At 68.7% G+C, this 25360-nt stretch carries 23 protein-coding genes and 2 pseudogenes; 12 read left to right on the forward strand and 13 right to left on the reverse strand.

Annotated features, from left to right (window positions below; genetic code table 11):
* Positions 1 to 101: 101 nt before the first annotated feature.
* The 5 genes from D7147_RS08490 to D7147_RS08505 all read left to right on the forward strand — a co-directional run bounded on the left by D7147_RS08490 (position 102) and on the right by D7147_RS08505 (position 3868).
* Positions 102 to 641, forward strand: a complete 540-nt coding sequence (locus D7147_RS08490; RefSeq protein WP_120675475.1) for a hypothetical protein — start codon at positions 102 to 104, stop codon at positions 639 to 641.
* A 456-nt stretch (positions 642 to 1097) separates the two neighbouring features.
* On the forward strand, positions 1098 to 1238 hold the full coding sequence (locus D7147_RS32965) for a hypothetical protein (RefSeq protein ID WP_233563030.1): 141 nt from the start codon (positions 1098 to 1100) through the stop codon (positions 1236 to 1238).
* 269 nt (positions 1239 to 1507) lie between these two features.
* Positions 1508 to 2023 (forward strand): GNAT family N-acetyltransferase, encoded by a 516-nt coding sequence (locus D7147_RS32970; protein ID WP_233563031.1) that lies wholly within the window; start codon positions 1508 to 1510, stop codon positions 2021 to 2023.
* A 150-nt stretch (positions 2024 to 2173) separates the two neighbouring features.
* Entirely contained in the window at positions 2174 to 3109 is a 936-nt protein-coding gene (locus tag D7147_RS08500) for a sigma-70 family RNA polymerase sigma factor (protein ID WP_120675477.1), read from the forward strand.
* A 3-nt stretch (positions 3110 to 3112) separates the two neighbouring features.
* Positions 3113 to 3868, forward strand: a complete 756-nt coding sequence (locus D7147_RS08505; protein WP_120675479.1) for an alpha/beta fold hydrolase — start codon at positions 3113 to 3115, stop codon at positions 3866 to 3868.
* Positions 3869 to 4125: 257 nt separating this feature from the next.
* Here the strand turns inward: D7147_RS08505 and D7147_RS32975 are convergent, their stop codons facing one another.
* From D7147_RS32975 to D7147_RS08515, 3 genes and pseudogenes are all read right to left on the reverse strand, one after another.
* On the reverse strand, positions 4126 to 4644 hold the full coding sequence (locus tag D7147_RS32975; RefSeq protein ID WP_233563104.1) for a class I SAM-dependent methyltransferase: 519 nt from the start codon (positions 4642 to 4644) through the stop codon (positions 4126 to 4128).
* Positions 4645 to 4752: 108 nt separating this feature from the next.
* Positions 4753 to 5360: pseudogene (locus tag D7147_RS32980) on the reverse strand (methyltransferase domain-containing protein); the annotation flags it as partial.
* A 184-nt stretch (positions 5361 to 5544) separates the two neighbouring features.
* Positions 5545 to 6069: a hypothetical protein gene (locus tag D7147_RS08515; protein WP_120675481.1), complete on the reverse strand. Its 525-nt coding sequence runs from the start codon at positions 6067 to 6069 to the stop codon at positions 5545 to 5547.
* Positions 6070 to 6533: 464 nt separating this feature from the next.
* On the opposite strand from D7147_RS08515, the gene D7147_RS08520 reads away from it, so the two are divergent.
* Both D7147_RS08520 and D7147_RS08525 read left to right on the forward strand, forming a co-directional pair.
* Positions 6534 to 7724 (forward strand): amidohydrolase family protein, encoded by a 1191-nt coding sequence (locus D7147_RS08520; protein WP_120675482.1) that lies wholly within the window; start codon positions 6534 to 6536, stop codon positions 7722 to 7724.
* Positions 7725 to 7933: 209 nt separating this feature from the next.
* A complete protein-coding gene (locus D7147_RS08525; RefSeq protein ID WP_120675484.1) occupies positions 7934 to 9133 on the forward strand; it encodes a low temperature requirement protein A in 1200 nt (399 codons plus the stop codon).
* 21 nt (positions 9134 to 9154) lie between these two features.
* On the opposite strand, the gene D7147_RS08530 is transcribed toward D7147_RS08525, so the two are convergent.
* Positions 9155 to 9646: a MarR family winged helix-turn-helix transcriptional regulator gene (locus D7147_RS08530; RefSeq protein ID WP_120675486.1), complete on the reverse strand. Its 492-nt coding sequence runs from the start codon at positions 9644 to 9646 to the stop codon at positions 9155 to 9157.
* 39 nt (positions 9647 to 9685) lie between these two features.
* On the opposite strand from D7147_RS08530, the gene D7147_RS08535 reads away from it, so the two are divergent.
* Together D7147_RS08535 and D7147_RS08540 are read left to right on the forward strand one after the other, a co-directional pair.
* Complete coding sequence (locus tag D7147_RS08535) at positions 9686 to 10312, forward strand: mycothiol-dependent nitroreductase Rv2466c family protein (RefSeq protein WP_120675488.1); 627 nt, start codon at positions 9686 to 9688, stop codon at positions 10310 to 10312.
* A gap of 271 nt (positions 10313 to 10583) precedes the next feature.
* On the forward strand, positions 10584 to 11183 hold the full coding sequence (locus tag D7147_RS08540; protein ID WP_120675490.1) for a uracil-DNA glycosylase family protein: 600 nt from the start codon (positions 10584 to 10586) through the stop codon (positions 11181 to 11183).
* On the opposite strand, the gene D7147_RS33660 is transcribed toward D7147_RS08540, so the two are convergent.
* From D7147_RS33660 to D7147_RS08585, 8 genes are all read right to left on the reverse strand, one after another.
* Positions 11177 to 11347, reverse strand: coding sequence for a hypothetical protein (locus D7147_RS33660; RefSeq protein ID WP_407663330.1), 171 nt, complete (start codon positions 11345 to 11347; stop codon positions 11177 to 11179). The two genes, D7147_RS08540 and D7147_RS33660, sit on opposite strands and share 7 nt — an antisense overlap.
* Positions 11348 to 11527: 180 nt before the next feature.
* Positions 11528 to 12271, reverse strand: a complete 744-nt coding sequence (locus tag D7147_RS08550; protein ID WP_233563032.1) for an SDR family NAD(P)-dependent oxidoreductase — start codon at positions 12269 to 12271, stop codon at positions 11528 to 11530.
* 829 nt (positions 12272 to 13100) lie between these two features.
* Entirely contained in the window at positions 13101 to 14393 is a 1293-nt protein-coding gene (locus D7147_RS08560) for an asparaginase (RefSeq protein ID WP_120675494.1), read from the reverse strand.
* A gap of 125 nt (positions 14394 to 14518) precedes the next feature.
* Positions 14519 to 15106: a GNAT family N-acetyltransferase gene (locus D7147_RS08565; protein WP_120675496.1), complete on the reverse strand. Its 588-nt coding sequence runs from the start codon at positions 15104 to 15106 to the stop codon at positions 14519 to 14521.
* A 188-nt stretch (positions 15107 to 15294) separates the two neighbouring features.
* On the reverse strand, positions 15295 to 17013 hold the full coding sequence (gene argS, locus D7147_RS08570; protein ID WP_120675498.1) for an arginine--tRNA ligase: 1719 nt from the start codon (positions 17011 to 17013) through the stop codon (positions 15295 to 15297).
* 562 nt (positions 17014 to 17575) lie between these two features.
* Positions 17576 to 19015, reverse strand: a complete 1440-nt coding sequence (locus tag D7147_RS08575; protein WP_199716612.1) for an MFS transporter — start codon at positions 19013 to 19015, stop codon at positions 17576 to 17578.
* 61 nt (positions 19016 to 19076) lie between these two features.
* Positions 19077 to 19916: a helix-turn-helix transcriptional regulator gene (locus D7147_RS08580; protein ID WP_120675502.1), complete on the reverse strand. Its 840-nt coding sequence runs from the start codon at positions 19914 to 19916 to the stop codon at positions 19077 to 19079.
* Between the two features lie 201 nt (positions 19917 to 20117).
* Positions 20118 to 21080: a TIGR03619 family F420-dependent LLM class oxidoreductase gene (locus tag D7147_RS08585; RefSeq protein ID WP_120675504.1), complete on the reverse strand. Its 963-nt coding sequence runs from the start codon at positions 21078 to 21080 to the stop codon at positions 20118 to 20120.
* 385 nt (positions 21081 to 21465) lie between these two features.
* Here D7147_RS08585 and D7147_RS33515 point away from each other — a divergent pair.
* The 3 genes and pseudogenes from D7147_RS33515 to D7147_RS08605 all read left to right on the forward strand — a co-directional run.
* Positions 21466 to 21588 (forward strand): annotated as a pseudogene (locus D7147_RS33515) (peptidase M23); the annotation flags it as partial.
* 555 nt (positions 21589 to 22143) lie between these two features.
* A complete protein-coding gene (locus tag D7147_RS08595; RefSeq protein ID WP_120675506.1) occupies positions 22144 to 22323 on the forward strand; it encodes a hypothetical protein in 180 nt (59 codons plus the stop codon).
* A gap of 301 nt (positions 22324 to 22624) precedes the next feature.
* Entirely contained in the window at positions 22625 to 22867 is a 243-nt protein-coding gene (locus D7147_RS08605) for a hypothetical protein (protein ID WP_120675510.1), read from the forward strand.
* 953 nt (positions 22868 to 23820) lie between these two features.
* On the opposite strand, the gene D7147_RS08610 is transcribed toward D7147_RS08605, so the two are convergent.
* Positions 23821 to 25299, reverse strand: coding sequence for a metallophosphoesterase family protein (locus D7147_RS08610; protein ID WP_233563034.1), 1479 nt, complete (start codon positions 25297 to 25299; stop codon positions 23821 to 23823).
* Positions 25300 to 25360 lie beyond the last annotated feature (61 nt).

Below are 25360 nucleotides of genomic sequence, written 5' to 3' on the forward strand. Positions count from 1 at the left end.
CCGTCGCCGGCCGTACAGCTGAGCGAGCTGGTCACGACAACACCATTCGAGGCATCGCCCGCAGAATAAGTGCCAACGTCGGATCGCTAGAAAGAGGCGCGATGAACCGTTCGGTCAACTGGAGGTCGCCGGTTCTGCCGGTCCTCCTGGTCCTCGCTGTCGTGCTGATCTGGCTGGCCAGAGGGGCGTTCAACGGGCCGGACGACCAGTTCGCATCGTTCCCCTCGGTGGCGGACAGGCTCGTACACGAGACGGACGTCCAGACGTTCCTCGGCCGAGAGGAGGCGGCGCGTTGCGAACGGAGCGACGACGGCCGACGCCAGCAGGTGGAGACATGCCTGTGGGGTGCTCCCGAGGCCAGCCAGTTGACCGTCGCGGTCATTCGGCATGCTGCCGAGGCGACCGCGATCAAGGAATTCCGTCGGCCCATCGTGCCACCGAACATCGAGATTCCCGGCCTCGGCGACGAGGGTGCGCGCTCCGCGGAATCCGCCGCCGAACCGGAGGTGTTGTTCCGCCGCGGATACATCGTGGTGTCGATCTGGTACGTCGTCGCCGACGGGGACCCGAGCGAACGGATGCCAGGCATGGTCTCGCTCGCGCGCGCCATCGACAACCGACTCGATTCATTCGTCGCTTAGGTCCGAGGGGCAGACGCCCGAGAACCGGGTGGAATGGAGGCGAGGACTCATGGCAGGCACCCCAGCCAGGTGAACGCTGCTGCGGCACGTCGCGACGAGATCGTCGAACTGGGGGAGGAGTACGCACGCCGACCTCCGCTCAAGTGCGAGGCGCCGGCCGGTGATCGCCTCCGGGCGACGGTCGGGGCAAGGACCTCGCGTGCCATGAGCGTGCCGTTGGGCGAGGACAACACTGGCGCGCCGAGGCCACGAGAGACTGCCGAGACCAAGCCGCCAAGCCTGTGGCCCGCGGGTGGCTGGATGGTCGCAGACTGCCCGACAAGGAGATCCGCTTCTACCGTCGCCAGCAGCACCGCCACTTCCAACACCAAGGGCACTTCCGCCGTGCTGGCGTCGCCGGCCATCTCACTTGGTACGCCCTGCGAGTCATGGTGCGGGCTTCGCTAGCCTCTGCACATGATCAACTACCGTGCTGCTGCTCCCGTGGACCTCGACCGCGTCACCTCGTGGACCGTGACTGAGCCCGTGGGGTGGATTCCCGCCGACCGTTACCTGGCCGAACTGGCCGAGGGCATGTACCGGCCGGAATGGACGTAGATCGCCGAGCACGACGGTCAGGTCGTGGGACGGGCATTGTGGTGGGGGCCGAAGGCCAGCCCGCATCCGGTCGCGCTCGACTGCCTCGACGTGGATCCTGTCGTGGGTGACCGTGCCGCTGTCGCCGCCGAGCTGATGAGGGCCGCGCTGGCCGGGTTCCCGGAGCCGGTGCAGTACAGGATCAAGGTCACCCGTGGCTGGCGCGACGATCCGGCCACCTCGGCAGCCGTGGAGTGGCGGCGGCGCACGCGGCGGGCCTCACTCGGGAGGTGGAGCGGCTGCAGTTCGAGTGGGCACCCGCCGGCGGGGTGCCCCCCGCGGCCGGCAGGCTGCGGTTCGCCGAGGCCTCCGACGAGGAGTTCCTCGCGGTGTTCAGGAGAATTGCCGAGGGCAGCCTGGACGCCCAGACCCGTGCGAACCTGGCCGCCAAGGGCGTGGATGCGACCGCACGCGAGGAGATGGACTTTTATCTCAGGGCGCCGGGCAAGCGCGAGTGGTGGCGGATCGCCTACACGCGCGAGGGCGAGGTGGCGGGCATGGCGATTCCCTCCGCGACCTCGTACAACGTGAACATCGGCTACCTCGGGGTGGTGCCGGAGTTCCGCGGGCGTGGCTACGTGGACGAGGTGCTCGCCGAGATCACCCGCCTTCACGCGGCAAACGGGGAGTCGCGCATCACCGCCACCACCGACATGGGCAACACGCCTATGGCGGCCGCCTTCGGTCGCGCCGGATACCGCAACACGGAGATCCGGATCAACCTTTCCAACGACGTCCAGCCCTAGACAGATAAGACCGGCACCGACCCCGCAAACACGGGCTCGGACCGCCTCGCCGAGGCTGCGGATCGGAGGGCAGGCCGGGCCATCCGCGTCGTCGAACCGCCGTGGACCCTGAAGCCAGGTGTCGGGCTCGGCACTTACCGTGGGCGGGTGATGTTCGAGGATCGGTTGGAAGTGCACCGCGTTGAGCTGACCGGCTACTGCTATCGCATGCTCGGCTGCGCCGCCGAGGCCGAGGATGCCGTGCAGGAGACTCTGCTTCGGGCCTGGAAGAGTGCTGATCGGTTCGACGAGCGCAGAGCGGGTCTGCGTACCTGGTTGCACCGGATCGCCACCAACGTCTGCCTCGACATGACCCGCAGCGTGCAGCGGCGTGCCCTCGCCATGGATCTCGGCCCGTCCTCACCTGTCGGGGGTGGCCTCGGCGCGCCGTTGAGCGCCGCCGCCTTCGTGCGACCCGTCCCGGACCGGCGCGTGCTCCCTGTCGACGGCGATCCGGCGGAGCTCGCCGTGCAGCGCGACACGATCCGGCTGGCGTTCGTCGCCGCCCTGCAGCAATTGGCGCCGCGCCAGCGGGCGGTGCTCATCCTGCGTGAGGTGCTCTGCTGGTCGGCGGAGGAGGTAGCGACACTCCTCGACATGAGCCCGGCCGCAGTCAACAGTGCCCTGCAGCGTGCCCGGGCCAGCATCTCCCCGCGCGACCAACCGGGCGGAACCAGTGAGGTGCCCGAGGACCTGCTCGGACGGTACGTCCAGGCGTTCACCGCCTACGACGTCGACGGCCTCGTAGCGCTGCTGCACGAGGACGCCACCATGTCGATGCCGCCGTTCGCCTGGTGGCTCGCCGGCCGGGAAGCGATCCGGGCCGCCCTGCTCGGCGCGGCCGGCGTGTGTGCCGATGACCGGCTCGTCCGTACCGCGGCCAACGGCTCACCGGCATTCGGCCAGTACCGCGGCGGGCAGGCTATCGGCCTGGTCGTCCTGGATGTTCGGGACGGGCTGATCGCGGCCACGACGTCGTACCTCGAGCCGTCTCTGTTCGCACTGTTCGGTCTGCCGATGAGTTTGGACCCGCCGCCTCGTATGTAGTGCATGACCAACACCGTTGACATGTGGCACGACGAACGCGGCACCGGTGACCCGGTGGTGCTCCTGCACGGCGGCCTGACCGACAGCCGCTGCTTCACCGCCAACCTCGACGGCCTCGCCGACACGTTCCGGGTGTACCTGCCCGACCGGCGTGGCCACGGCCGCACCCCCGATGCTCCCGGCCCGATCACCATCGAGCTGATGGCGCAGGACACCATCGCGTTCCTCGAGCAGGTGGTCGGCGCCCCGGCCCGGCTGGTCGGCTACAGCGCCGGCGGCACGGTGGCGCTGCGGGTGGCGATGCGCCGCCCCGACCTGGTCGAACGTCTCGTCCTGATCAGCACGGCCTACGACCTCGACGGACTGATCTTCAAACCGACGACCGGTGGCGAGATGCCCACCGAAATCGTCGACGCCTACGCCGAGGTGTCACCCGACGGCCGGGACCACTTTCCGGTGGTAGTCGGCAAGATCGCCCATGCGGCGGCGACGGAGCCCGGCCCGGACCCGGACGACCTGCGCGCCGTGACCGCCCGCACCCTTGTCCTGGCCGGCGACGACGACCTCGTCACACTCGACCACACGGTGGCGCTCTACCGGGCGCTGCCCACCGCCGAGCTCGCCGTACTGCCAAACGCCAGTCACCTGCTGCTGCTGGAACACGCCGACGCGGTGCGCGACATCGTCCTGAAGTTCCTGACCACCGACGCTGCCGCGACATACATGCCGATCGCGCGCGCCGACCAACCCTCCCGCTGAGCGGCGCTGCGCCCCACAAGCCGCCTGCGGTCCAACCGCTCTCACATCCGCACTTCCCGAACGTAGAGATCATGAAAGGTTGAGGCCGCCGAGGGATCAACAACCGAGGCATTCCCGGAGATCACGTACACGAGGACGGTCGGAAAGCTTGAACAGCGCCGCGCCGCGGCCATAGCGGCGGGGCGCTTCTCGGGTTGCGGTCGCCTTTCCGCTTCCCGAGTTTCCGCGCACGGTCACGAGGACCGGGTCGTCGGCTGTCACGCGCGGCTCCTCGATGTGGTCCAGGTGATCGCGGTGGTGCTGTGCCGGCGGGCCACGACAAGACGGGGCTGGTCCGTGGGCGGGAGAATGGTTCCGTTCGGGTAGACGGCGATGTGCGGGCCGGGCGTGTTGCGGTGGTGGCGGTCCCAGTCGGCGATGAGGTCAAGCAGGTGTTGGGTGAGCGGGGCGGCGTGGGGGCCGTAGCCGCGGGCGCCGAACTGCCAGGCAGTGTCGTCGAGTCTGCGGATGGTGAGGTAGGTGATGCTGTCGTCGGTGAGCAGAGCGGGGCACGCCACCCAGTTCTGCGGCTCAAGGTCCGCGGCGCGGTCGCGGTCGACGGCGAGTTGTCCGTAGGGGTGTGGTTGGCTCGCCAGCCATAGGTGCAGGGAGTCGAATGACGTCGCGGGTGGGGTGGTGACCGCCGACCAGGCCTCGATATGGGGTCCGTTCAGTGTGCTGGTCTGGGCGTCGAAGTTCAGGGCCTGGGTGTCGGGGTCGTCGATGCATAGCGTCACGTCGTCGCCGCGTAGGGCCCGTCGAGTGACGGAGTTGGCGGCGGCGCCTCGCATGGGTACGAAGCCGCAGACGATCGAGTCGATGGCGATGAGGTGATTGGTTTCGCGGGTGAGGGTGAGGCATCGCGTGTTGCCGCGCATCCGTAGGGGCACGACGAGGATGCCCTCGGGGGCGAGTTGGTCGATCCAGGCGGGTGGGATGTCGCTGGCTTCGACGGTGACGATGACCGCGTCGTATGGCGCGGCGGCGGGCGGCCGGTTTCTGCGTCCGCCGTGGCGACCTGGACGTGCGGATAACCTGTGCTGTCGAGCGCGGCTCGAGCCTGGGCTGTGACGTCGGGGTCGATGTCGATGCTGGTGACGTTGCCGTGCGGGCCGACGACTTCGGCGATGAGTGCGGCGTTGTAGCCGCCGGAGCCGATCTCCAGGACGCGCGCGCCGGGGCGTAGGCGGGCGGCGTGCAGCATCATCGCTTGCAGCCAGGGCGCGGAGATCGAACTCGTCGCGCGCCCGTCCGGGCCGCGTTTGGTGATGATCACGTCGTCGGCGTACGCGGCGTCGATGCTGACATCGTCGGGTGCGAACAGATGCCGCGGCACCCGGCGAAATGCCCGCTCCACCGCTGGCGAGGTGATCCTTCCGTCGGCGAGGAGTTGGTCGACGAGCCTCGCGCGCGCCTCGTCGTCGGAGATGGTGTCGAGCGCGGAACCAGCCATCGTCTGACCTCCGTGGGCGGGAGTCGGCGGGGATGCGGGGCGCGCAACGACAATATAGGGCGCATGTGACAAAAGAGCTCGCCTGGATCCAGTTGGTGGCGGCAGCCGCGCAGGCGGTGACGCGGTCGGTAACTGTTCGGCCTGTCGATGTGAGGATGCGGCGGCAGCCGAGCGGTCCGACACGCTATCGAGACGGTGCTCGAACCGGGGCGACGCGCCGCCGGTAGTCGGCGGCCACGGCGATGACGAGCGGACCCCAAGCGAGCAGCGGGACGTAGTACCGGAGCACCTCCCAGCCGGGCACCGGATGTGCGGGTTCGTCGCTGCCGACGCTGGCCCATCCGCGCGGCACGAAGTGGAACATCTGGTTCAGGACGAAGTACACGGTGATCGCGACCAGCACTAAGCCGCCGGCCATCGCGAGGATCACGACGGGGCGAGCTGGGATCGACCGGCCTCCGAGCAGCGGTACCCGGGCCGGCACCTGTTGTCCCCAACGATGCACCAGCCCGAGTGTCGACAGGGCAAGCAGCATCGACAGGACGGACAGGAAGATCATGTACCACGTGCTAGCGGCGTCGTCGGTGAACAGCAGGGACAGTCGCCAGACCGCGGACGGCAGGACGCAGAGCGGGACGGCGTAGGCGGCCCAGACCGCCCAGGGCGATGGGGCCGCAGCCGAGGTACGCGTAGAGTCGGTGGGACTCACGAGTGCTCCGATCTTTCGAGGGGCCGAGTCGCTGAGGCATCGGCCGTGACCTGGTCAGGCTGGCTCAGCGAACGGCCGGTGTTCGTGGCCCGCTCCCGACGAGGCCGGGCAGCCACCCCAGGACTGACAGAACATCGCCTGACGGTCATGGATCAACGCTCTGCGACGACTGGTCGCCGTGTCCTCCCGGTAGCGGGGGGATGCGCTCCCTCTACCGGGGGAGTGCAGACCTCGGATCGTGAGGTTTGCTGGAGAGCGAGGGGAAGTCCGGGATGCGCGAAGACATCGTCGAGTAGGTCGGAGTGGGCAAAATGGACTGGAATGCGCTGGCCGATGCCGGCGGTGACGTCACCCGGGTCTCGGAACCGCACATCAATGAGCACCCGGTATTCCGGCGACGTTGACGTTTGAATCGCGGTGCGAGACGGGCAACTCGGCTCTAGTCCAGAAGAGCGGGGAAGTTGATGACGAAGCATGCTGTCCGGGCGGCGCGGATGTTCGACGGCGAGCGGCTGGTGGACGGCGGGGTGCTGGTCCTGCTGGACGACGGGCGCATCGCCGACGTGCACCAGGGCCGGGCCGAGGTGCCGGCGGGCTGGCCGGTGCGCGAGGAGCCGGACGGCACCGTGCTGCCCGGCTTGATCGATGCGCATGTGCACCTGTGCGCCGGTGCTGGGCCCGACGCCCTCGGCCGGCTCGCCGAGCGTCCCGAGCCGGACCTCGACGCGGTCATCGAGGCGTCGCTGCGCTCGCACTTGGCGGCCGGCGTCACGACGGTTCGTGACCTGGGCGACCGGAGCGGGGCTGTGCTCCGGTGGCGGGAGCGGCAGATGCGCGACGATCTACCTACGGTGGTGGCGTCGGGCGCGCCGATCACCAGCGTCGGCGGGCACTGCTGGTCGATGGGGGGCGAGGCGAGCGGCGTCGACGAAATTCGCGAGGCCGTGCGGTTGCGGGCAGAGGCCGGCGCCGACGTCGTGAAGGTCATGGCCAGCGGTGGGGTGTTCACCCCCGGTACCGACACCTCCCGGCCTCAGTTCAGCGACCGGGAGCTGACCGCCGCGCTGACCCGGGCGCACGACCTGGGCCTGCCGGTGACCGCGCACGCGCACGCGCTCAGCGCGGTCGAGCAGGCGCTGCGCGTCGGCGTCGACGGCATCGAACACTGCACGTGCGTGACCGCGACCGGCGCCCACGTCCCCGACGATCTCGCGAACCGCCTGGCCACGTCCGGGGTGGCGGTCTGTGCCACGCTCGGCACCGACCCGGCTGTGGTCACGCCACCGGAGGTGGTGGCGATGGCGGCGCGGCTCGGGCTCAGCGAGGCCACGCTGCGCGACGGCGCCACGACGCTGCATCGGGCCGGGGTCCGCCTGGTGGCCGGCTCGGACGCGGGCCTCGGCCCGGCGAAGCCGCACGGGATCCTGCCGGAGACGCTCGTCGAGTACGTCGCATGCGGGATCCCCGCCACCGCCGCACTCGCCGCGGCCACCTCGGTCGGTGCCGAGGTCTGTGGTCTCGGGCGGCGCAAGGGCTACGTCCGCCCCGGATTCGACGCCGACCTACTGGTCGTGAACGGCGACCCGACGAGCGACATCACCGTACTGCGCCGCCCGCTCGCCGTGTACCGCGCCGGCGACCCGGTGAGCGGATGACTGCTGCCCGGCATGGCTGAGTCATGCAGACCATGCCGAAATGATTGGTCTCGACCTGTGGCCTGACGCGATCAAGATCAGTTTCTGCGATCGTGCCCGCCAGACCGAAACCCACATTGCGTGCATCTTCCCGTGGGCGGCGCGGCGACGTGGTACGACTGCTTCAGCGACAAGCCGACGACGCGGACGGGCCGGTGACGACGAACAGAGTGGCCAATCTGCTGCGCAAGCGAGAGAGTCCGCAGCGGCCGACCTTCCTGGAACTGTTCTTCGATCTGGTGTACGTATTCGCGCTCACTCGAATCGTGCACGAGTTGGTGCTGGACTACACCAGGGGCCACGTCGCCGAGACGTTGAGCACTTCGCTGTCGGAGAACGGCGAGACCCTGCTCCTGCTCTTGGCCCTCTGGTCGATCTGGACCCAGACGGCGTGGACGACGAGCAGATTCGACCCGTTCCAGCCGGCGATCCAGGTCGTTGTCGTCGCGACGATGCTCGGGAGTCTGTTCCTGGCGGTCGCGATATCCGGGGCTCTCGCCTCGACCGGCATGCTCTTCGCGGGCACGTACACGGCGATCCAGGTGGGCCGCACCCTCTTCTTCGTACTCACCTTGCGAGGTCACGGTCTGCGCCGCGTCAACATGCTCGCGCTCGTCTGGTTCGCCGCGTCGGCCGTACCGTGGCTGGTCGGCGCCTTCGCACCAGAGCTGACGCGAAATCTGCTGTGGGCGCTGGCCGTGGCCATCGACTACCTGGGGGCCAGACTCGGCTGGCCGGTGCCGGGGCTGGGTCGCGCGCGGGTGTCCCCGTGGGCCGTCGCGGGCGAGCACCTCGCCGAACGCTACTGGCAGCTCGTCATCGTCGCGCTCGGTGAGACGATCCTGACTTCCGGATCCAGCCTTCTGCGCGGTCCGATCGTGGCTGAACGAACGTTGGCCCTTACCTTGTCATTCCTCACCACGGTGTTGCTGTGGCGGATCTATTTCTACCGAGCCGGCCAGATCTTGGGTGAGGCCATCGCGGCATCCGCCAATCCCGGCCGGCTCGGTCGGTCGGCCGAGTTCTCTCATCTGCTCATGGTGACCGGCGTCGTCGTCACCTCAGCCGGTTCCGAACTCCTCCTCATGGACCCGACCGGACACGCCAAACCCGCCTGGGTCAGTGCCATCCTCGGCGGGCCCGCGCTCTACCTCGCCGGGCGCTCACTATTCGAGTATGTGGCCTTCGCCCGCGTGTCCCGGCCACGGCCGATCGGGATCCTCGTGCTCTTGGCCATTGCGCCGTTGATGGTCGGCCGCCCGCCACTCGGGGTCGCCGCGGCAGCTGCCGTGGTCCTGCTCGGCGTCGCCGTCTCGGACGCGATCCGAGCTCACGGGCGCCCCTTGGAGCAGGCCTCGCCGCCACGCTGACGGTGTCGGGGAGGTGGGGACTCAGGGAGTCACGGCTCGGGCCAAGGTCGAGAGTAGGCGCTCCAGCGCGCTGCGGTCGATGTCGCTGAGTCCGCGCAGCAGGGCCGCCTCGTTGGCGAGATGTTCCTCGATGAGCTGGTCCGTCAACGTGACTCCGGCGGGAGTCAACCCGACGACTCTGCCGCGGGCGTCGGCTTCGGAGACCGAGCGTGACACGAGACCTCGGGTGATCAGCCGGTCCACCCGCTTGGTCACCGCGCCGGTGGTGACGAGCATCCGTTGGCTCAACTGACCCGCGGTGAGGGTGTACGGCTCGCCTGCTCGGCGCAGCGCCGCGAGCACGTCGAACTCGCCGTTGCCGAGATCCGCCGCGGCGAACGGCGGTCGCAGCGCCGCGTCGAGCGCTTCGGACAGCTGCTGGATCCGACCGATGATCAGCAGCGGGCTCGGGTCGAGGTCCGGTCGCTCGCGACGCCACTGACCAACGATCTCGGTGATGCGGTCCTCATCCACGGTTGCACCTTACCTTCCACGGAAGGTAATTTACCTTCCGTGGAAGATAGCTTTGCAGGTGCGCCGGGCCCGGTAGTCACCGCCTACGTGGACCCGTCCTGCCCCTTCGCCTGGATCACCTCACGCTGGCTCATGGAGGTGGCCCGGCTGCGTCCCATCGCACTGCGGTTCGAGGTGATGAGCCTCGCGGTGATCAACGAGCATCGCGACCTGGAACCCTGGTACCGCGAATTCAACGACCGTGCCTGGGGGCCGGCGCGGGTATGCGCGGCGGCGGTCGCACAACACGGCACCGCCGCCCTCGCACGTCTGTACCCGGCACTCGGCCGCCGGATCCACGACGAGAAGAACAAGGACTTCGAGACCGTCATCCCGGCAGCCCTGGCCGAGGCGGGCCTTCCCGCCGAGCTGGCCGACGTCGCTCACCGAAACGACATCGACCCGCAGATGCGGGCGAGCACCGCCCGCGCCCAACAACTCGTCGGCGAGGACCTCGGCACCCCGACGGTCATCGTCGACGACGTGGCCTTCTTCGGCCCCGTACTGACCTCGATCCCTCGCGGCGACGAGGCTCTGCGCCTCTTCGACGGCGCCCGCCTGCTCGCCGGCTGCCGGGCGTTCACCGAACTGAAGCGAGCCCGGACCGATGGCCTCAGCTTCGCGTAGCCAGGTCCTGGCCGCAGGCGAGCAGACTGCCAATCGGCGGACGTCAGAGATCCTCACGCGCGCGCAGCTCCTCACCGCTGTGAGCGACGCTGCCGAACCGGGTGTGGGTCGCCGACTGCGACAGTCACGATCAACGTGAACCGGCCCACCACGCGGACAGCGCGTTCTTGAATCGTGGGGACTACTGCCCGCTCAGCAACAAATGGCAGCTGCCGTATCCTGAGCAACAGGAGCGGCTCGTCCGCCACGCCGAACGAGTGCAGGGGCAGCAGTGAGCTTCAACTCCATCCGTGCCGACATCATCGCTGACCCCGACAATGCGTGGGCAGGCGATCTCGGCTTTCTGCCGTTGTACACGGCGGGCCCGCACGCCCGGATCGCGGTAATCGGGCAAGCACCCGGACGTAAAGCCCAAGAATCCGGCGTCCCCTGGTACGACGCCAGCGGTCTGAAACTGCTCGACTGGCTCGGCGTCACCGACACTCAATTTCGGGACCCGAACCTGTTCACGCTCCTACCGATGGACTTCTACTACCCCGGTAAAGGCGCCAGTGGAGATCTGCCACCGCGTAAGTCTTTTGCCGCCCGCTGGCACAGACCCCTGCTCGAGCTGATGCCCGAGATCGCCCTGACGATCCTTATCGGCAGTTACGCGCAACAGCACTACCTTGCCGGTCGGACAAAACGCAACCTCACCGAGACCGTCCACGCGTTCCACGACTACCTGCCCGACACCATCCCACTCGTGCACCCATCCCCGCTGAACTTCCGCTGGCAGGCACGCAACCCCTGGTTCATCACCGATCTACTCCCGGTCCTGCGGGACCAGGTCACAAGGGCGCTCGGTTCGCCTCGTACTTCCGGCTACTGACGTATTTCACTTGAAGTGATACCAGCAAGAGCCTGTCTGCCAGGGTGAGTTGAGACCAGAGTGCCATAGCCGAGAGCGCTGACCACTCCGGCCAGCTCGTGCTCGGGAATCGACGGCGTCCGGTCACGGCCGAGTCGATCAGTCCAGATCGAGGGCCATGTCAGCTGACCCGGGGTGAATCCCGAGGCATGAACCTGGACAACGACTCGTTCGCCGCCGCGTCCGGCTCGGGCCGCTCCACCAGCTCATCCCTGCCACTCCAGCGAGCGTTACTGCGAGGCCCTCGGGATGGCGCCGTCGGAGTCGAGGCCCCCGCCGGCGCCATCCCTGCGTTGCGTTCGAGGTCAGTTGCGGCCGGCCATGATGCCGCCGTCGACGTCGACGATGGCGCCGGTCATCCAGCTCGACTGGTCCGACAGCAGGAACGACACCGCGTTCGCGATGTCCTCCGGGCTACCGACACGCCCCAGCGGGTGGAAGCTGTCGAAGCTGCCGACGGTCTCATCGAACTTGTCCGCTGGGACAAAGCCCAGATAAAGCGGCGTCTTCACGACCGCGGGGGCGACCGCGTTGACCCGGATGCTGTGCGGCGCCAGCTCGATCGCGAGGGCCTTGGTGAACGAGTGCAGGCCGCCCTTCTGCACGGAGTAGCCGGTGTGCGGCGTCGCCGCGATGCCCTGGTGCGCCCACATCGAGCCGATGTTGACGATGGCGCCGCCCCGGCCCCCGGCGACCATGCCCGCGACGACGGTCTGCGTTATGAAGAACAGCGCACGGTTCAGTTCGTTGTACGAGTCGTAGAAGGCTTCGTCGTACTCGCTGAACGCCTTCGGGATGAAGAAACCCGCGGCGTTGACGAGCATCGTCGCGTCGGCGTGCTCGGCAGCGAGCTGCTTCCGGAGCTCGGGCACCTGGTCGCGGTCGGTCAACTCGGCCGTGATGCCCCAGGCTTTTCCGTTCTCCGACAAGGCCTCGACCGCGGCCCCGACCTTGTCCCGGTCTCGACCCGTGATCACGGCGGTGCCGCCCCCGGCGACGACCTGGTGGGCCGTGGCCAGGCCCATCCCGCTGCTGCCGCCGACGACCACGACCTTACGGCCTTCGAAACTCTTACTCATACCAACTATTCCTTCCCCACCGATTCGCGATCCGCGGCACCCGGTCCCCCCAGGTGGCGCGACGTCCGTAGAACTCGGCGCCCGTGGGCACGCCCGACAGCTCGTCCCTAGCGGAGGCACCGAGCCGGACGCCCCGAACGTAGTCGCGCCGGAACTGGTCGGTCAAGTCCAGTCTAGAGGTCATGCGGGTGCTACTGCGCAGTCGCCGCAGCCCAGGCCAGCCACCGTGGCGTGGGTACTCATCCCGCTGCTGTCAAGCATCTATCCTGGACCACATGGTCCATGAATGGTGATTTTCAGCGCAGTCGGAGGAGACATCGATCTCCCCCTGTCTCGACAATTCGACGCGGTGGGGGCTGGTCGAGGACATGAACGAACTGCATTGGGCGCCGGGGTTGCCCGCGTGCCACGCCGGGGCGGCCTCGGGATCTGGGACACCCGATCCGGCGCCCCCTTCAACTGCTCAACTGCACCGACACGGGGCGTCCGCCACCAGGTCGACTCGGAGCGTCGGTCCGGGAACAGCTGCGCGCGGCACGGCTGCTGCAGTCGACTGAGCCCTGCGAGGCGCCGACGCCGGGTACGGAGATCCTGGCGGTGGACCTATCCTCTTCGACAGCGCCCGCCTGCTCGCAGGCTACCGAGCGTTCACCGAACTGAAGCGAGCCCGGACCGATGGCCTCAGCTTCGCGTAGTCCGGCCCTGGCCGCCGGGGAGCAGACTGCCCATCGACGGCCCGCAGAAATCCTCGCGGCGGCTCCGGTGGCCGGGCGGGATACGACCCGGCCACCGGAGGTGATCAGTTGCCGCCCGTGCCCCTCGGCGTGGTGTCCCATTCGGGGTTGCCGAGGGTGGTCACCCACTCCCGGACCTTGGCGGTGTCGGTGGGGGAGAACGCGAGGCTGAGCAGGAGCAGCAGCCGCGCCTTCTGCGGCAGCAGGTCGTCGCCGGCGACGATGGGGAGACTGCTGCTTCCCCCGTACGTGGAGCCGGAGCCGGTGCGCGAGGCGGTCACGAAGACCACGCCCGACTGCGCGGCGGCGGACCGGGCGCTGCTCTGGGCGGAGGAGAGACCACCGGCTCCGGTGCCCGCCGTGACGATGCCCTTGACCCCGGCCGCCGCGAAGGCGGTGATCGCCTCGCCGCCGGCCTGCTGGTAGCCGTAGACCACCTCGACCCGGGGTAGCGCGGTCGGCGGAATCTGGGACAGGTCGAACGGCGTCCTCCAGCGCTTCTTGCTGTCGCAGTCATCCACTCGCGCCGGCGCCCGACCGACCTTGATGTTCGGCCCGTCGATCCAGCCGAGCACGCCGAGCTCGCGGGACTGGAAGGTGTCCATCCGGTGGGTGCTCGTCTTCGTGACGTCCCTGGCGGCGTGGAACTCGTCGCCGAGCATGAGCACCGTGCCGTAGCAGTACGTGGACTGGCTCGCCGCCAGGACGATCGAGTTATAGAGGTTCGCCGGGCCGTCAGCGCCGATGACCTGCGGACCGTCCGGGGTCCCCGCGGCCCACGGACGCATCGCCCCGGTGAGCACGACCGGCTTCTGGCTCTGCACCGTCAGGTCGAGCCAGTACGCGAACTCCTCCATGGTGTCCGTGCCGCTGGTGACCACGACGCCGTCCGAGGTCCTTAGCGCCGACTCCACCGCGAGGGTCAACGCGTGGAACTCGGCCATGCTGTACCCGCCCGAGCCCTTGTTGCCGAACTGCACCGTCGTCACGTCGGCGACCTCGCCGATCTCGGGCTGCAGCTGGCCGACCAGGTCGCTGATCGCGATCCGGCCGGACTGGTAGTTGGTGAAGCTGCTCCGCGAGGTGGCGACGCCCGAGATCGTGCCGCCGGTCCCGATCACGGTGACCTTGGGCTTCTTGGTCTTCGCCGCGGCGACGGCCTGGGTGTATGCGACGCTGCGGATCCCCTCCGGCCCGGTCACCCCGAGCGCGTGGTCGAGCGGAGCGTCCGCCGGCGGTTGAGGCTGCGCCGTGACGGCGAGGACGACGGCGGCGGCCACCGCAGCGGTGATCACCGGTGTCAGGATGGCGCCGAGGCGGCGGGGCGAGATGAGCAGTCGGTCTTGCAGGCTGGGCAAGTTGACCTCCGCGATAGCCGGGAAGCGCGATCTCGTACGCGCTCATCCTCGGTATTACAGGTTGATCCCTGTCTATCGCTACCTCTGACATGCAGCCGCATGGAGTGATCGGGTGGTTCGGAGGTCTATGTCCCTTGTGGAGCTGGCTGTGGCGCGCGGGTCTCAGCGTTGCGTGGTGAGCGATTCCGTTCGGCGGCCGTCGGAGACAGCACCTGGTAGACGGCGTGGTCCTGCCACCGGCCGGCGATGTTGAGATACTCCGGTGCCACGCCGAACTGCACGAACCCGTTGCGCTCCAGCACCCGCTGCGACCTGACGTTGTGCAGCAGCGTCTCTGCCTGCACCCGGTGCAGCCCCAACTCCTCGAAGGCCACCCGCACGATCTCACGTACCGCCCTGGTCGCGAAGCCTCGGCCGTTGTGACTGGCGCTCACCCAGTAGCCCATGGCGCAGGACTGGAACGGACCGCGCACGATGCCGCTGAGCGTGATCCGGCCGATCACCTGACCGGAGTCGTCGAGGATGACGTGCGGGAGCTTCGATCCCTGCTCGTGCTGCCCGAGGTCGGCCTGGATGACCGCGTGTTGACCGTCGACGGTGAAGTACTCCTCGCTCCGGACCGGCTCCCACGGCGCTAGGAACTCACGGTTGAGGCGGAACAGTTCGGCCAGGGCCGGTGCGTCCCCCGAGGTGATGAGTCGCGTGACGTTCACCGGCCCATCCTGCCAGGCGGCCGTGTCGCCTCATGCGCCCGCTCGGACTCCCCGCTGGGGTTCACAATTCTTGGTCGGTCGAGATCTGGGGCAGGACGTCCGGCATCTGGACGGGCAGCGACCCGTACCCGATGCCGGACACGCCCATCAGCAGCTCAGCCGAGCGGAACCCCTGTTCACCTGCCTGATCACATTCGTTCCAGCGTCCGAATGCCGAGCACGTAGAGCCCCTGCCGGAGCACCCGGGCGGTCAGGTCGCAGAGCACCAGCCGGCTCTCCCGGACCGGCCCGTCGGCCCGCAGCACCGGACACCGCTCGTAGAACGTGCTGAACGTGGCGCCCAGCCGGTACAGGTACCCGGCGAGGTGGTGGAATTCCAGGTTCTCCGCCACCTCGCCGACCACCTTGCCGAAGCCGACCAGCTCGAAGGCGAGCGCCCGCTCGGCCGGCTCGGTCAGCGAGATCCCCGCGTCCGGCCGGGCCGTCAGCCCGGCTCGCCGGAAGATCGACCGGATCCGCGAGTACGCGTACTGAAGGTAGGGCGCGGTGTTGCCATCCAGCGCGAGCATCCGCTCCCAGTCGAGCACGTAGTCCCTGTGCCGGTCACTGGACAGGTCCGCGTACTTGACCGCGCCGATGCCGACCGACCGGCCCACCTCGGCCGCCTCAGCCTCACCCAGCTCCGGGTTCCGCTCCCGGGCCAGTGCGGTGGCCCGGGTGATCGCCTCCTCCAGCAGCCCGACCAGCTTCACCGACCCGCCGGCCCGGCTGCGCAGCATCCGCCCGTCCGATCCGAGGATCGAGCCGAACCCGACGTGCTCGGCCCGGGCGGGCGGGGCCAGCCATCCGGCCTGCGCGGCGGCCGCGTACACCATCTCGAAGTGCTGCCGCTGGGGTAGCCCGACCACGTAGAGCAGCCGGGTCGCGCCCAGGGTGCCGGTGCGGTGCCGGACCGCCGCCAGGTCGGTCGCCGGGTAGCCGTACCCACCGTCGGACTTGCGCACGATCAGCGGCAGCGGCGCGCCGTCGCGCCCGACGGAGCCTGGCGGGAACACGCACGCCGCTCCCTCGCTCTCGCGCAGCAGTCCGAGCCGGTCCAGCTCCTCGACCACCGGCCCGAGCAGGTCGTTGTAGCTGCTCTCACCGTGGAAGTCCCGTTCGGTGAGGGTCACGTCGAGCAGGCCGTACACGGTGAGGAAGTACCGCTCGGACTGCTCCACCAGCAACCGCCACAGCCGCAGCGTCGCCTCGTCGCCGCCCTGCAACGCCACCACCCGCCGCCGGGACCGTTCACGGAACGCCTCGTCGGTGTCGAACTTGGCCCGAGCCGCCTTGTAGAACGAGTCCAGGTCACCCATCGACAGCTCCTGCGCCGCCTCGACCTCGCCCGGGTCGACCAGATGCTCGATCAGCATGCCGAACGGCGTGCCCCAGTCGCCCAGGTGGTTGGCGCGCAGCACCCGGTGCCCCAGCCACTCCAGTAGCCGGGCCGCCGCGTCGCCGATCACCGTCGATCGCAGGTGCCCGACGTGCATCTCCTTCGCCACGTTCGGCGCCGAGTAGTCGACCACCACAGTCTCCGGCGTAGCGGCCATCGCCACTCCCAGCCGCGGGTCGGTGGCCAGCGCGGAGACCATCCCGGCCAGGGCGTCGTCGGCGACGGTCAGATTGAGAAACCCTGGGCCGGAGACCTCCACCACACTGCACAGGTCGGCAAGGTCGGCGTGCCGCAGCACCTCGGTGGCGATGGCGCGCGGCGTCCGGCCGAGCTGCCGGGCCAGGGCCAGCGCGCCGTCGGACTGGAAGTCAGCCCTCGGGGAGCGCCGCACGACCGGGTCCACGGGCGTGCCGGCCACCGTCGCGAACGCCGGCGCCAGCCGGTCGGTCAGAAGTTGCTCCAGATCCATGGGTACGCCGATCTCGCTCGGATCCGCGGTCGCGGATCACCGGATGAGGATGCGGGCGGACCGAAGACGATCGACGATGACCGGCGGTTCGATCCGCCGGTCGCAGAGAGGATTGCTCAGCGCAGGCGGTCGTTGGACCGCCGGCGTCGCAGCGCGCCGAGCAGGACGTCGGGGGACGCCGTCGGGAACGCGTGCGAGCTGGTCATGTCATCAACCTAACCGTGCGCAGTGGCGCCGGTGCAACGCCATTTCCCACGCCGACCGTTTCGAGCCCGTCCTGTCAGACGAGCGATCAAGAGGGTCCGGCCGTTCGCATCCGAGACCACCCCGGCCCGCACCTCGGGGCGTGGGCCGGGGGTCCCGAGTCATGCCCTACTCGCGGCCGTAGCCCCGCCAGTTCTGTTGCCGGTCTCACCAGGCAGTCCGGAAGTCTCGGGCCCGACCTGAAGCCGCCGGAGCGTATGACCTGCTGAGGGTCCTGATTGCCGGTTATCAGGGAGACGATGAATCCGCCCGGCGTCGTGGGCCTGTCAGGGCCAGGCCCACGACGTGCGGCCGTGAACTATCCCCGGGAGTCCGCCAGCTCGGCCCGGGCTTCCGGCGCGGCCTGCCGACGCTGGATCAGGGTGGCCAGCACGGCGGTGGCCAGCACACAGATCAGCGCCAGGTACGAATAGCGTTCGGCACTTCTTGCGTACGCCGCCAAGCTCGTGCTCCTCCCGACGTTGGCGAAGAAGATCGACCCGAGAATTGCCACACCCGCCGCGCTGGCGAACTGCTGCGTCGTGGTCAGCACCCCGGCCGCCGCGCCGGCCCGGGTCGGCTCCACGTTGGCCAGTACCGAGCCGATCAGGGCCAGGAAGGCAAGCCCGCTGCCCAACCCGATGATGGCGGTGGCCGGCAGCAGCCACGCCACCGTGAGATCAGCGCGCAGCACGTGCAGCTCGACGATCATCACGATCAGGCCGAGCGCGACGATCAGGCTGCCGAGCGTGACGGCCCGTGCCCCCATGCGGGCCACGGCGCTCCGGCCGAGCACCGAGACCAGGGCGAACACCACGCCCATCGGGAGGAACGCCAGGCCCGCCTGCAGGGCGGACAGGCGCAACCCTTCTTGCCAGACCAAAGTCAGGACCAGGAAGTAGCTGCCGAAGTACCCCATGAAGGCGGCGTTGGCGGGCAGACCGGCCATGAATGCGCGGCTGCGGAACAGCTGTATATCCAGGACTGGCTCGGCGTGACGGCGCTCCCACCAGAGCGTGGCGCCGAACGCGGGAACCGCCAGCACCATCAGGATGAAGCCCCACACAGGCCAGCCCTGCTCGCGGCCGAGGATGAGCGGGACCAGCACGAGGCCGAGCGAGGTCGCGATCCCGATCGCGCCGAGCACGTCGAACCGGTGGCGGCGGTCGGTGCTCAAATGGTCTGGCAGTAGCCGAGCCGCAGCGAGCACCGCCACCACGCTGATCGGCACGTTGAGTAGGAAGATGGCGCGCCAGCCGAGCCCGAACAGATCGGCTTGGACGAGTACGCCGCCGAGGATCTGCCCGGCGACACTGCCGAGGGCGAGCGTCACACCGAACCAGGACATGGCCTTCGGTCGTTCCGGCGTCGGGAACACCGAAGTGATCAGTGCGAGGACCTGTGGCACCATCATCGCGCCGGTCAGGCCCTGGAGGAGCCGTGCGGCGATCAGTTGGCCGGGCGATTGAGCGACGCCGCACAGCAGTGAGGCGAGTGCGAACGTGGTGATGCCGATGAGGAACATGCGTCGGTGGCCGACCTGGTCGCCCAGTCGTCCGCCGATCACCATCCCGGCGGCGTACGTGAACGCATAGCCACCGACCACCATCTGGAGAGCGGCCTGCCCGGCGTGCAGGTCGTGTTGCAGTGAGGGGGCGGCGACGTTGACGACGTTGAAGTCGAACAGTGTCATGAAGCTGGCACTCAGGATCGCGGGCAACATGGCCCAGCGACGCGGGTAAGGCGGGTCGATCGTCACTCGGGCGACGGTAGGCGCGGAGAGCTGCCCCTACCTGGCTCAGTGATGGCCAGGATCCCGGTCACATCGGGTCGCGGGCCATCACCTCGTGCCAGGCGCGTTCGGCGGCGGATCCGGGCTCGGGCGAGAGCACGATCAGGATCTGTCCCTCAGCGTGCTGGACCATCAGGCTCTCCACGGCGAGCTCGATCCGGCCGGCTTGGGGATGATGGAAGATCTTGCGGCGACGGTCAGCGAGTGACACGGTCTGGTCCTGCCAGACCCGGCGGAACAGGTCACTCGAGGCGGTCATGTCGTCGACCAGACCCCGGGCACCGCCAACAAGTGGCTTTCGCCCAGTTCGCAGCCGCAAGATGCCGATCATCTCGGCCGTGATCGCGGTCCAGTCCTCGCCGTGCAGTTCGCGGGCCCCGGGAGCGGTGAGCATGTATCGGATCGAGTTGCGCTCGTGCGGCGGCATGGCGTCGAAGCCGGCGTAGAGCCGCCGACCGGCCGGGTTCATAGCGAGCACGTCCATGCTCGCGTTGATCAGAACGGCCGGTGTTGGGCCCAGCGCGCGCATCAGAGCGCGGGTCTCGGGGCGTACGGGAACCGGATCGCCCTGCGGCGGCGCCGGTTCGGCCAGGCGATGCAGGTACTTGCGGTCGGCCTCGGGCAGGTGCAGCGCACGCGCGATCGCATCGAGCACGCCGGGCGAGGCAGCGGAGTGCCGTCCTTGTTCGAGGCGCGTGTAGTAGTCGACGCTCATCCCGGCCAGCGCCGCTAGTTCCTCACGGCGCAGGCCCGGGACTCGGCGGCGCCGGGCGCTGACCACACCCGCCTCGGTGGGATCGAGTCGTGCCCGGCGCGACCGCAGAAAATCGCCGAGCGCGGCATTCGGCCGAATCGCACTTTCCCGCATGATTCCAGCCTACCGATGTGGCTCCTGACGAGGACATCTAGAACGCCTGTCGAAGTCTTGCGCCGGGCCGACCCGGTGCAGACCCGACCGGTCCGGCACCGTGCCCAGCACTCGCGCCCTCACCGCCGGCGCGGTCGCGGTGCCGTAGTGGCGGCTGGTGCTCCAGACCGGTGGGCGCCGGTCCCCGTTGTTCACCGATCCTCACGGCGCGAGAACGCCGAGCTGCTCGGCCGCCTCGATCACCTCACCGAGCAACCCGAGCCATTCGTCCACGTCGGCGCCCTTCAGGCCCACGTCGAGCCCGAGGCCCTGGCCGGCGGCGAGGTACACCTGGGTGACACCACTCTCACGGGCGGCCATGAGGTCCTCGGCGATCTGCCGAGGCGATCCGCCGAGGAAGGGCCGGCCGTCGCCGATCGGCTCACGGGTGACCGGGGTCGGCCAGGCGGCCTGGTTGATCACCTGGAGGTCCTTGGGGTCGCGGCCCGCCTCCCGGGCGGCGTCGTGGAACGTGGACACGACGCCGGCCAGTTCCTGCGCCGAGGAGGTGAGCGGGAGCAGTCCGTCGGCGATCCGGGCGGCGCGCTTGATGGCGGCCGGTGACGTCGCGGCCAGCAGCACTGGAATGTGGGCCTGGACGGGCTTGGGGTTCACCTGCGACGGCGTGATCTTGTAGAACTCGCCTTCGTGCTGGACCGGGTCCGGGCCCCAGGCGGCCCGCATCGCCGCGATGAACTCCTCCGTGCGGACGCCCTTGCGTCGGCTCGACACGTTCGCCGTCTCGAACTCGTGGTGCTGCCAGCCCTGTCCCATGCCGGCGATGACCCGGCCGCCGCTGAACTGGTCCAGGGTGGCGAGCCGGCGGGCGAGCATCACGGGTACGTGCATCGGCGCCAGCAGGACCGCGGTGCCCAGCTTGATCCGCTCGGTCTCAGCGGCGACATAGCTGAGCGTCTCCAGCGGCTCGTACGTGGAACCGTAGAACTCCGGCACCGTCTGGGGTTCGCCCCCCGTCCAGAGGACGACCTTCTCGAGCGGGCGGAGCAGGCGCTCGAACGTCCAGAGGGCGGCGTAGCCGAGCCGTTCGGCCTCCTTGGCGACCTTGATGATCGTCTCCGGCGAGGTCTCCGGGCCGGCGGTGGGCAGTGCGAGCCCGAGTTCCATGGGTCCTCCAACAAGTGGAATTCATAGACGGCTTGTCAGAAATCACAGCCCCGACGAGTCAGCGACGCCAGGACCTGGTCGTGCGTCGCGGCCGTACGCCGTTCAACGGGCAGTCAGCGACGTTGAGACGGGTATTGGTGGTCGACGTGGATCAACGAAGGTTTCCCACGCCGGACACTTCGGCCCGTTTCCAGGGTCACACCAGCTAATCTGACTGACCACGTCAATCCGGCCGAGAACCCCTTCAATCATGACATTCGTATCTGTCGACCTGATCGCTAGCTCGCGACATAGCGCAAGCGGCCTGGCGAACAGGCTCGGCCTCCCGTCGAGCGGATGTCGGTCACCCGGATGGTGTCCTGGTCACGCACCGGCGAGAAGATGCGTTCCCCACCGCGCGCTGGTCGTCGCGGTGGCCACGGCGATGCAGGAGAGCAGCCCCTACAACTACGCCAGCGGTGTGCTGCCGGAGTCGCAGGACTACCCGCACCAGGAGACCGTCTTCGACCCGCATTGCTATAACGCCGTCGACCTCCCAGTTGAGCTGCTGGATGAGACCCGGCCAGCCGTTGACCTGGACCGGCTCGACCGACGCCTCGGCGCCTAGCCTGATCAAGCCCGCGGTCAGCAGGCGGGCCACCTTGCCGGCCCCACGACGGGCCGCAGCACGGTCCGCTTAAGCCCACCGCCATCGCTGAGGACAACGGCTTCCGGCGCGAGGATGTCGAGCAGGCGCAATTTGAAGGTTGCGCACGAGCACCATGAGCAGGGACTCTGCCGGCGCTGTCGGATGAGCTGTTGTTGGAGGACGACTTTGACCTATATCTCGGGAAGGAATGTGCTTTTTTGCCGCCTCGACACGCCCGTCGAGCAAGCGTCCGTGACGTTTTCCGTACGCCGGACGCCTGAGCACAAAACGGCGGCTGCGGCTGCCGGTGCCGCACGCCCGACGGGCTTTCCCCAAACGACTGGGCGCGCAGACCCTTTGCCAGCCACGCCCCACGCATCACTCCTGCCGACAACCGGCCGCTTGAGACGAGCGGCGCAACAAAGGAGATCCCACGTGCCGAGGCTCAACTGGACGACGCTACGCCGCGACAACAGCGGCCCGAACTGCCCCGCGATCGCCACAGACGGCGACAACGTGTACCTGCGGGACAGCGAGAACCCGGCATACGTTGCGAAGTTCCCCGCGGCCTCGTTCGAGACGCTGAAGCAGAAGATCCGAGACGGCGAAATCTAATGCCGCGCAAGCGGAAGCCGGCCGCGACACCGCGGCCGGCCCCAGCCGTCGAGGACTCGACGTGTCTCGGCTGCGCGCCCGTGATCCTCGTCGGTATCGTCAGCCACGGCTGCGGCGGCGACCGGATCCCCTCTGCCGAGCTTGGCTGGCGGTGCGTGTGCCCGGAGCCGGAGTGCCGGCGACGTCAGGCGGGCGATTGGTCCGGTGCGGACATGCTGGCGGTTGCCACGCAGGAGGATCGGCCAGACGCGGTGATCCCACCCATCGTCCGTTCCCTTGGTCAGGAAGCGAGCCCTGACCCGTGAGCGCCTTACCGTTCGTGCCGGCCAGCTGCGGCCAGGCAGCCACCGACCGCATCGAGGTCTACAGCGGCGCCTCCCTCGACGCCTCCGTGTACGCCTGCCCCCAGCACACTGACGAAGTCTCGCTGATGGTCATGGCTGGCGGCCTCAACCCGCATTCGGTGCGGATGTCGCCGGACATCACCCGCCGCTGCGGCCACGTCTACGTCTACCCGACCGGCACGTTCGGGGGTGAGCGGTGAGCCAGACCGTCAAGGCCGCGACTCTGGCCACCCGGGACCTGCGCGGCTCCGACCGCCTCGTCTCCAGCGTAGACCCAGGCGTAGTCGGCGCATTGTGATCGGCGGCGGTTGCTGCGTGCTCTTGGACGGTGATTGGTCGGGCGGCTCGTCGGTGTGGTGCTCGTGCAGGATCCGGCCGGTGCCATGGTCGACGCGGCGATGGTGCTGGTGAGGCGGATCGGGCGGGAATAGCCGCCCCGCCGCCGCTCTTCGATGTCTGCATCACGGTCAGCGAGTGGGGCGCGGCCTGTTCGTCGGTCGCGGCCACCGAAGCCAGGCCGATGGGTCTGGCTTGACCGACGTGGCCGTTTACAGCGGAGGCCGGCCACAGCGTGAAGGCGCGCGCGGGACGATCATGAAGCAGGCTTTCCAGAGTCGACATGCGCTACCGCGACGCGGGCCAGTGCTCCGCCCTTCAGGGCGGGGGTGAAGGCCCGCGCGGGAGGGCCGCCAGGCCCGAGCGTGCCCGTGACCGTGGCAACGTCCCGTCGGGCTCCGGTGATAACCAAGCCGGGGTCTAACGCACCACCGTCGCCGCAGGGCTTGCGGAGACGATGAACGCCTGTGGAGTGGACGTAAGACCGGAGCAACCTTCGGCGGATCGCGGTGAAGCAGGAACCCACCTGGGCGTTGCGCGTTCCGTGCGCGGCGCGGAGGGAATCCCCGCCATTCATGGCGGTGAGTAACAGATAGCCGTATGCAACAGATCGCCCGGTGGCGGTACACCTACAGCGAGGATCCCGCCTCCACGAGTGCGACCGACGCGGAGACGGGATTCTCGAAGTAATACGGCCTACTTTCCGGTCATGAAGTCCTTGAAGTCCAAGGGCCGGTTCACGATACGGATATCCCCGACGTTGCCGTGGAAGACGACGTCGACCTTGCCGGCGTTCTCGTGGGCGCCGAGCAACCACTCAAGCCCGAGCGAGGTGACGCCGATTGACTCCCGGGACGGGTTGTCCGCCACTGGCGAGCTGTCGATGTACAGCTTGCTCAGCCGGCCGTCGTTCACCACCGCGATGTGCCACCACCGCAGCTCGACCAGGCCGTGGCTCCAGTTGGTCGTGGGGTAGGTGGTGTTCAGCGGGTAGTGGTTCCACTGAACCGCCGTGCACCGGGTTGCGGCCGCCGGCGAACTTGAGGCTCGCGTGGCCGGGCTGGTCGGGGTGGTGGTCGGCGGACCAGGTGAGCGCATCGGCGTCGGCGCCGGGCAGCGTGACCAGAGTGAGATCGTTGCCCTTGCCGGAGAGGTCTCGGATGGTCTGCGCCGAGGTGACCGGCGTGCCGTCCGCGCCCCCACCGTCGAAGCGCCAGTACGCCAGCGTGCCCTTCACCAGCACCTTGCTGGCCGGGCGGGCTGGCCGGATCGGCAGCGGAATGAAGCTGGCGAACCGTTCGCCGAAGTTGATCGGCATCGAGAAGTTGTCGACCGGACCGGTGATCCGGGAGTGCTCCTGGGCCAGCGGACTGCGCGCTGCCGCGTCCTCAGCCAGGATCCACGGATTCTTGGTCTCCACGTCGATCGTGTTGCGGGCCAGGTCGAAGTGGTAGAGGCGCAGCATCGCGCCGCCACCCATGAACCGGTTCTGGTAGTTCGTGATGTGCATATGCACGTCGTTGCCGTGCGCGTTCTTCTTCGTCATGCGCCCGTTCGGCCAGAAGTGGCCGTTGAGGGTCAGGAAGATCTGGTCGTTGTCCTTGATCAGCTCGTCCCAGAGCCGCTGACCGTAGGAGGTCAGTACGGCGTTGTTCTCCGGGTCGCCCGACTCGTACGGGAACACCTCGTCGCCGTACGTCGAGTCGACGAGCTCGTGGGTGGTGACGATGACCGGCATCTTCGGGTGGGCCTTGATCATGTCGTTGGCCCAGGCGAGGCCCGCGTCCGTGGTCCGCCAGTCGAGTGCCAGGAGCAGCCACGAGCGGCCGGCCGCCTGGAAGATGTGCGCGGTGTTGTAACCGGACGGGTCGGCCCCGGCGAACGTCTTGGCGCGCTTGAACCGCTGCGGGCCCAAGGTCTGCAGGTAGGCCGAGTCGCCGCGGCTGTCGTCGCCGGTCACGTCGTGGTTGCCGGCCAGCACGCTGTACGCGACATCGTGGTTGTCCAGCACCTTGAACGCCTTGCCGACCGCCTCGAACGAGGTCGGGTCGCCGTCCTGGGTGATGTCGCCGAGCCCGGCGAGGAACACGATGTTGTCGCCGGAGTCGTCGCCGCTGTTGTTGATGACGTAGCGGAACGACTCTTCCAGCGGCTTCATGTTGATGCTGTCCTGGCTGCCCCAGGCGAGATACTGCGTGTCGGGCATGACGGCCAGGGTGAACTGCAGCGACGTCGGGTTCGGCCGCCAGGTGCCGGTCTTGGTTGCCTTGTTGGATTCTGCGGCGAACGCCGGCATCGAGCCAACCGTGCTCAGCGCAGCGGCGCCGGCCCCGGCGAGCGCCGCGTTACGCAGAAAA

It is taken from the genome of Micromonospora musae, from assembly GCF_003626545.1.
Classification (GTDB): Bacteria; Actinomycetota; Actinomycetes; order Mycobacteriales; family Micromonosporaceae; genus Micromonospora; species Micromonospora musae.

What these genes read in the sequence shown, in the direction of transcription:
- D7147_RS08585 (WP_120675504.1), bottom strand. Translation starts at nt 21,080, where the DNA reads ATGGAACTCGGGCTCGCACTGCCCACCGCCGGCCCGGAGACCTCGCCG.
- D7147_RS08520 (WP_120675482.1), top strand. Translation starts at nt 6,534, where the DNA reads ATGACGAAGCATGCTGTCCGGGCGGCGCGGATGTTCGACGGCGAGCGG.
- D7147_RS08580 (WP_120675502.1), bottom strand. Translation starts at nt 19,916, where the DNA reads ATGCGGGAAAGTGCGATTCGGCCGAATGCCGCGCTCGGCGATTTTCTG.
- argS (WP_120675498.1), bottom strand. Translation starts at nt 17,013, where the DNA reads ATGGATCTGGAGCAACTTCTGACCGACCGGCTGGCGCCGGCGTTCGCG.
- D7147_RS08500 (WP_120675477.1), top strand. Translation starts at nt 2,174, where the DNA reads ATGTTCGAGGATCGGTTGGAAGTGCACCGCGTTGAGCTGACCGGCTAC.
- D7147_RS32965 (WP_233563030.1), top strand. Translation starts at nt 1,098, where the DNA reads ATGATCAACTACCGTGCTGCTGCTCCCGTGGACCTCGACCGCGTCACC.
- D7147_RS08610 (WP_233563034.1), bottom strand. Translation starts at nt 25,299, where the DNA reads ATGCCGGCGTTCGCCGCAGAATCCAACAAGGCAACCAAGACCGGCACC.
- D7147_RS08505 (WP_120675479.1), top strand. Translation starts at nt 3,113, where the DNA reads ATGACCAACACCGTTGACATGTGGCACGACGAACGCGGCACCGGTGAC.
- D7147_RS08490 (WP_120675475.1), top strand. Translation starts at nt 102, where the DNA reads ATGAACCGTTCGGTCAACTGGAGGTCGCCGGTTCTGCCGGTCCTCCTG.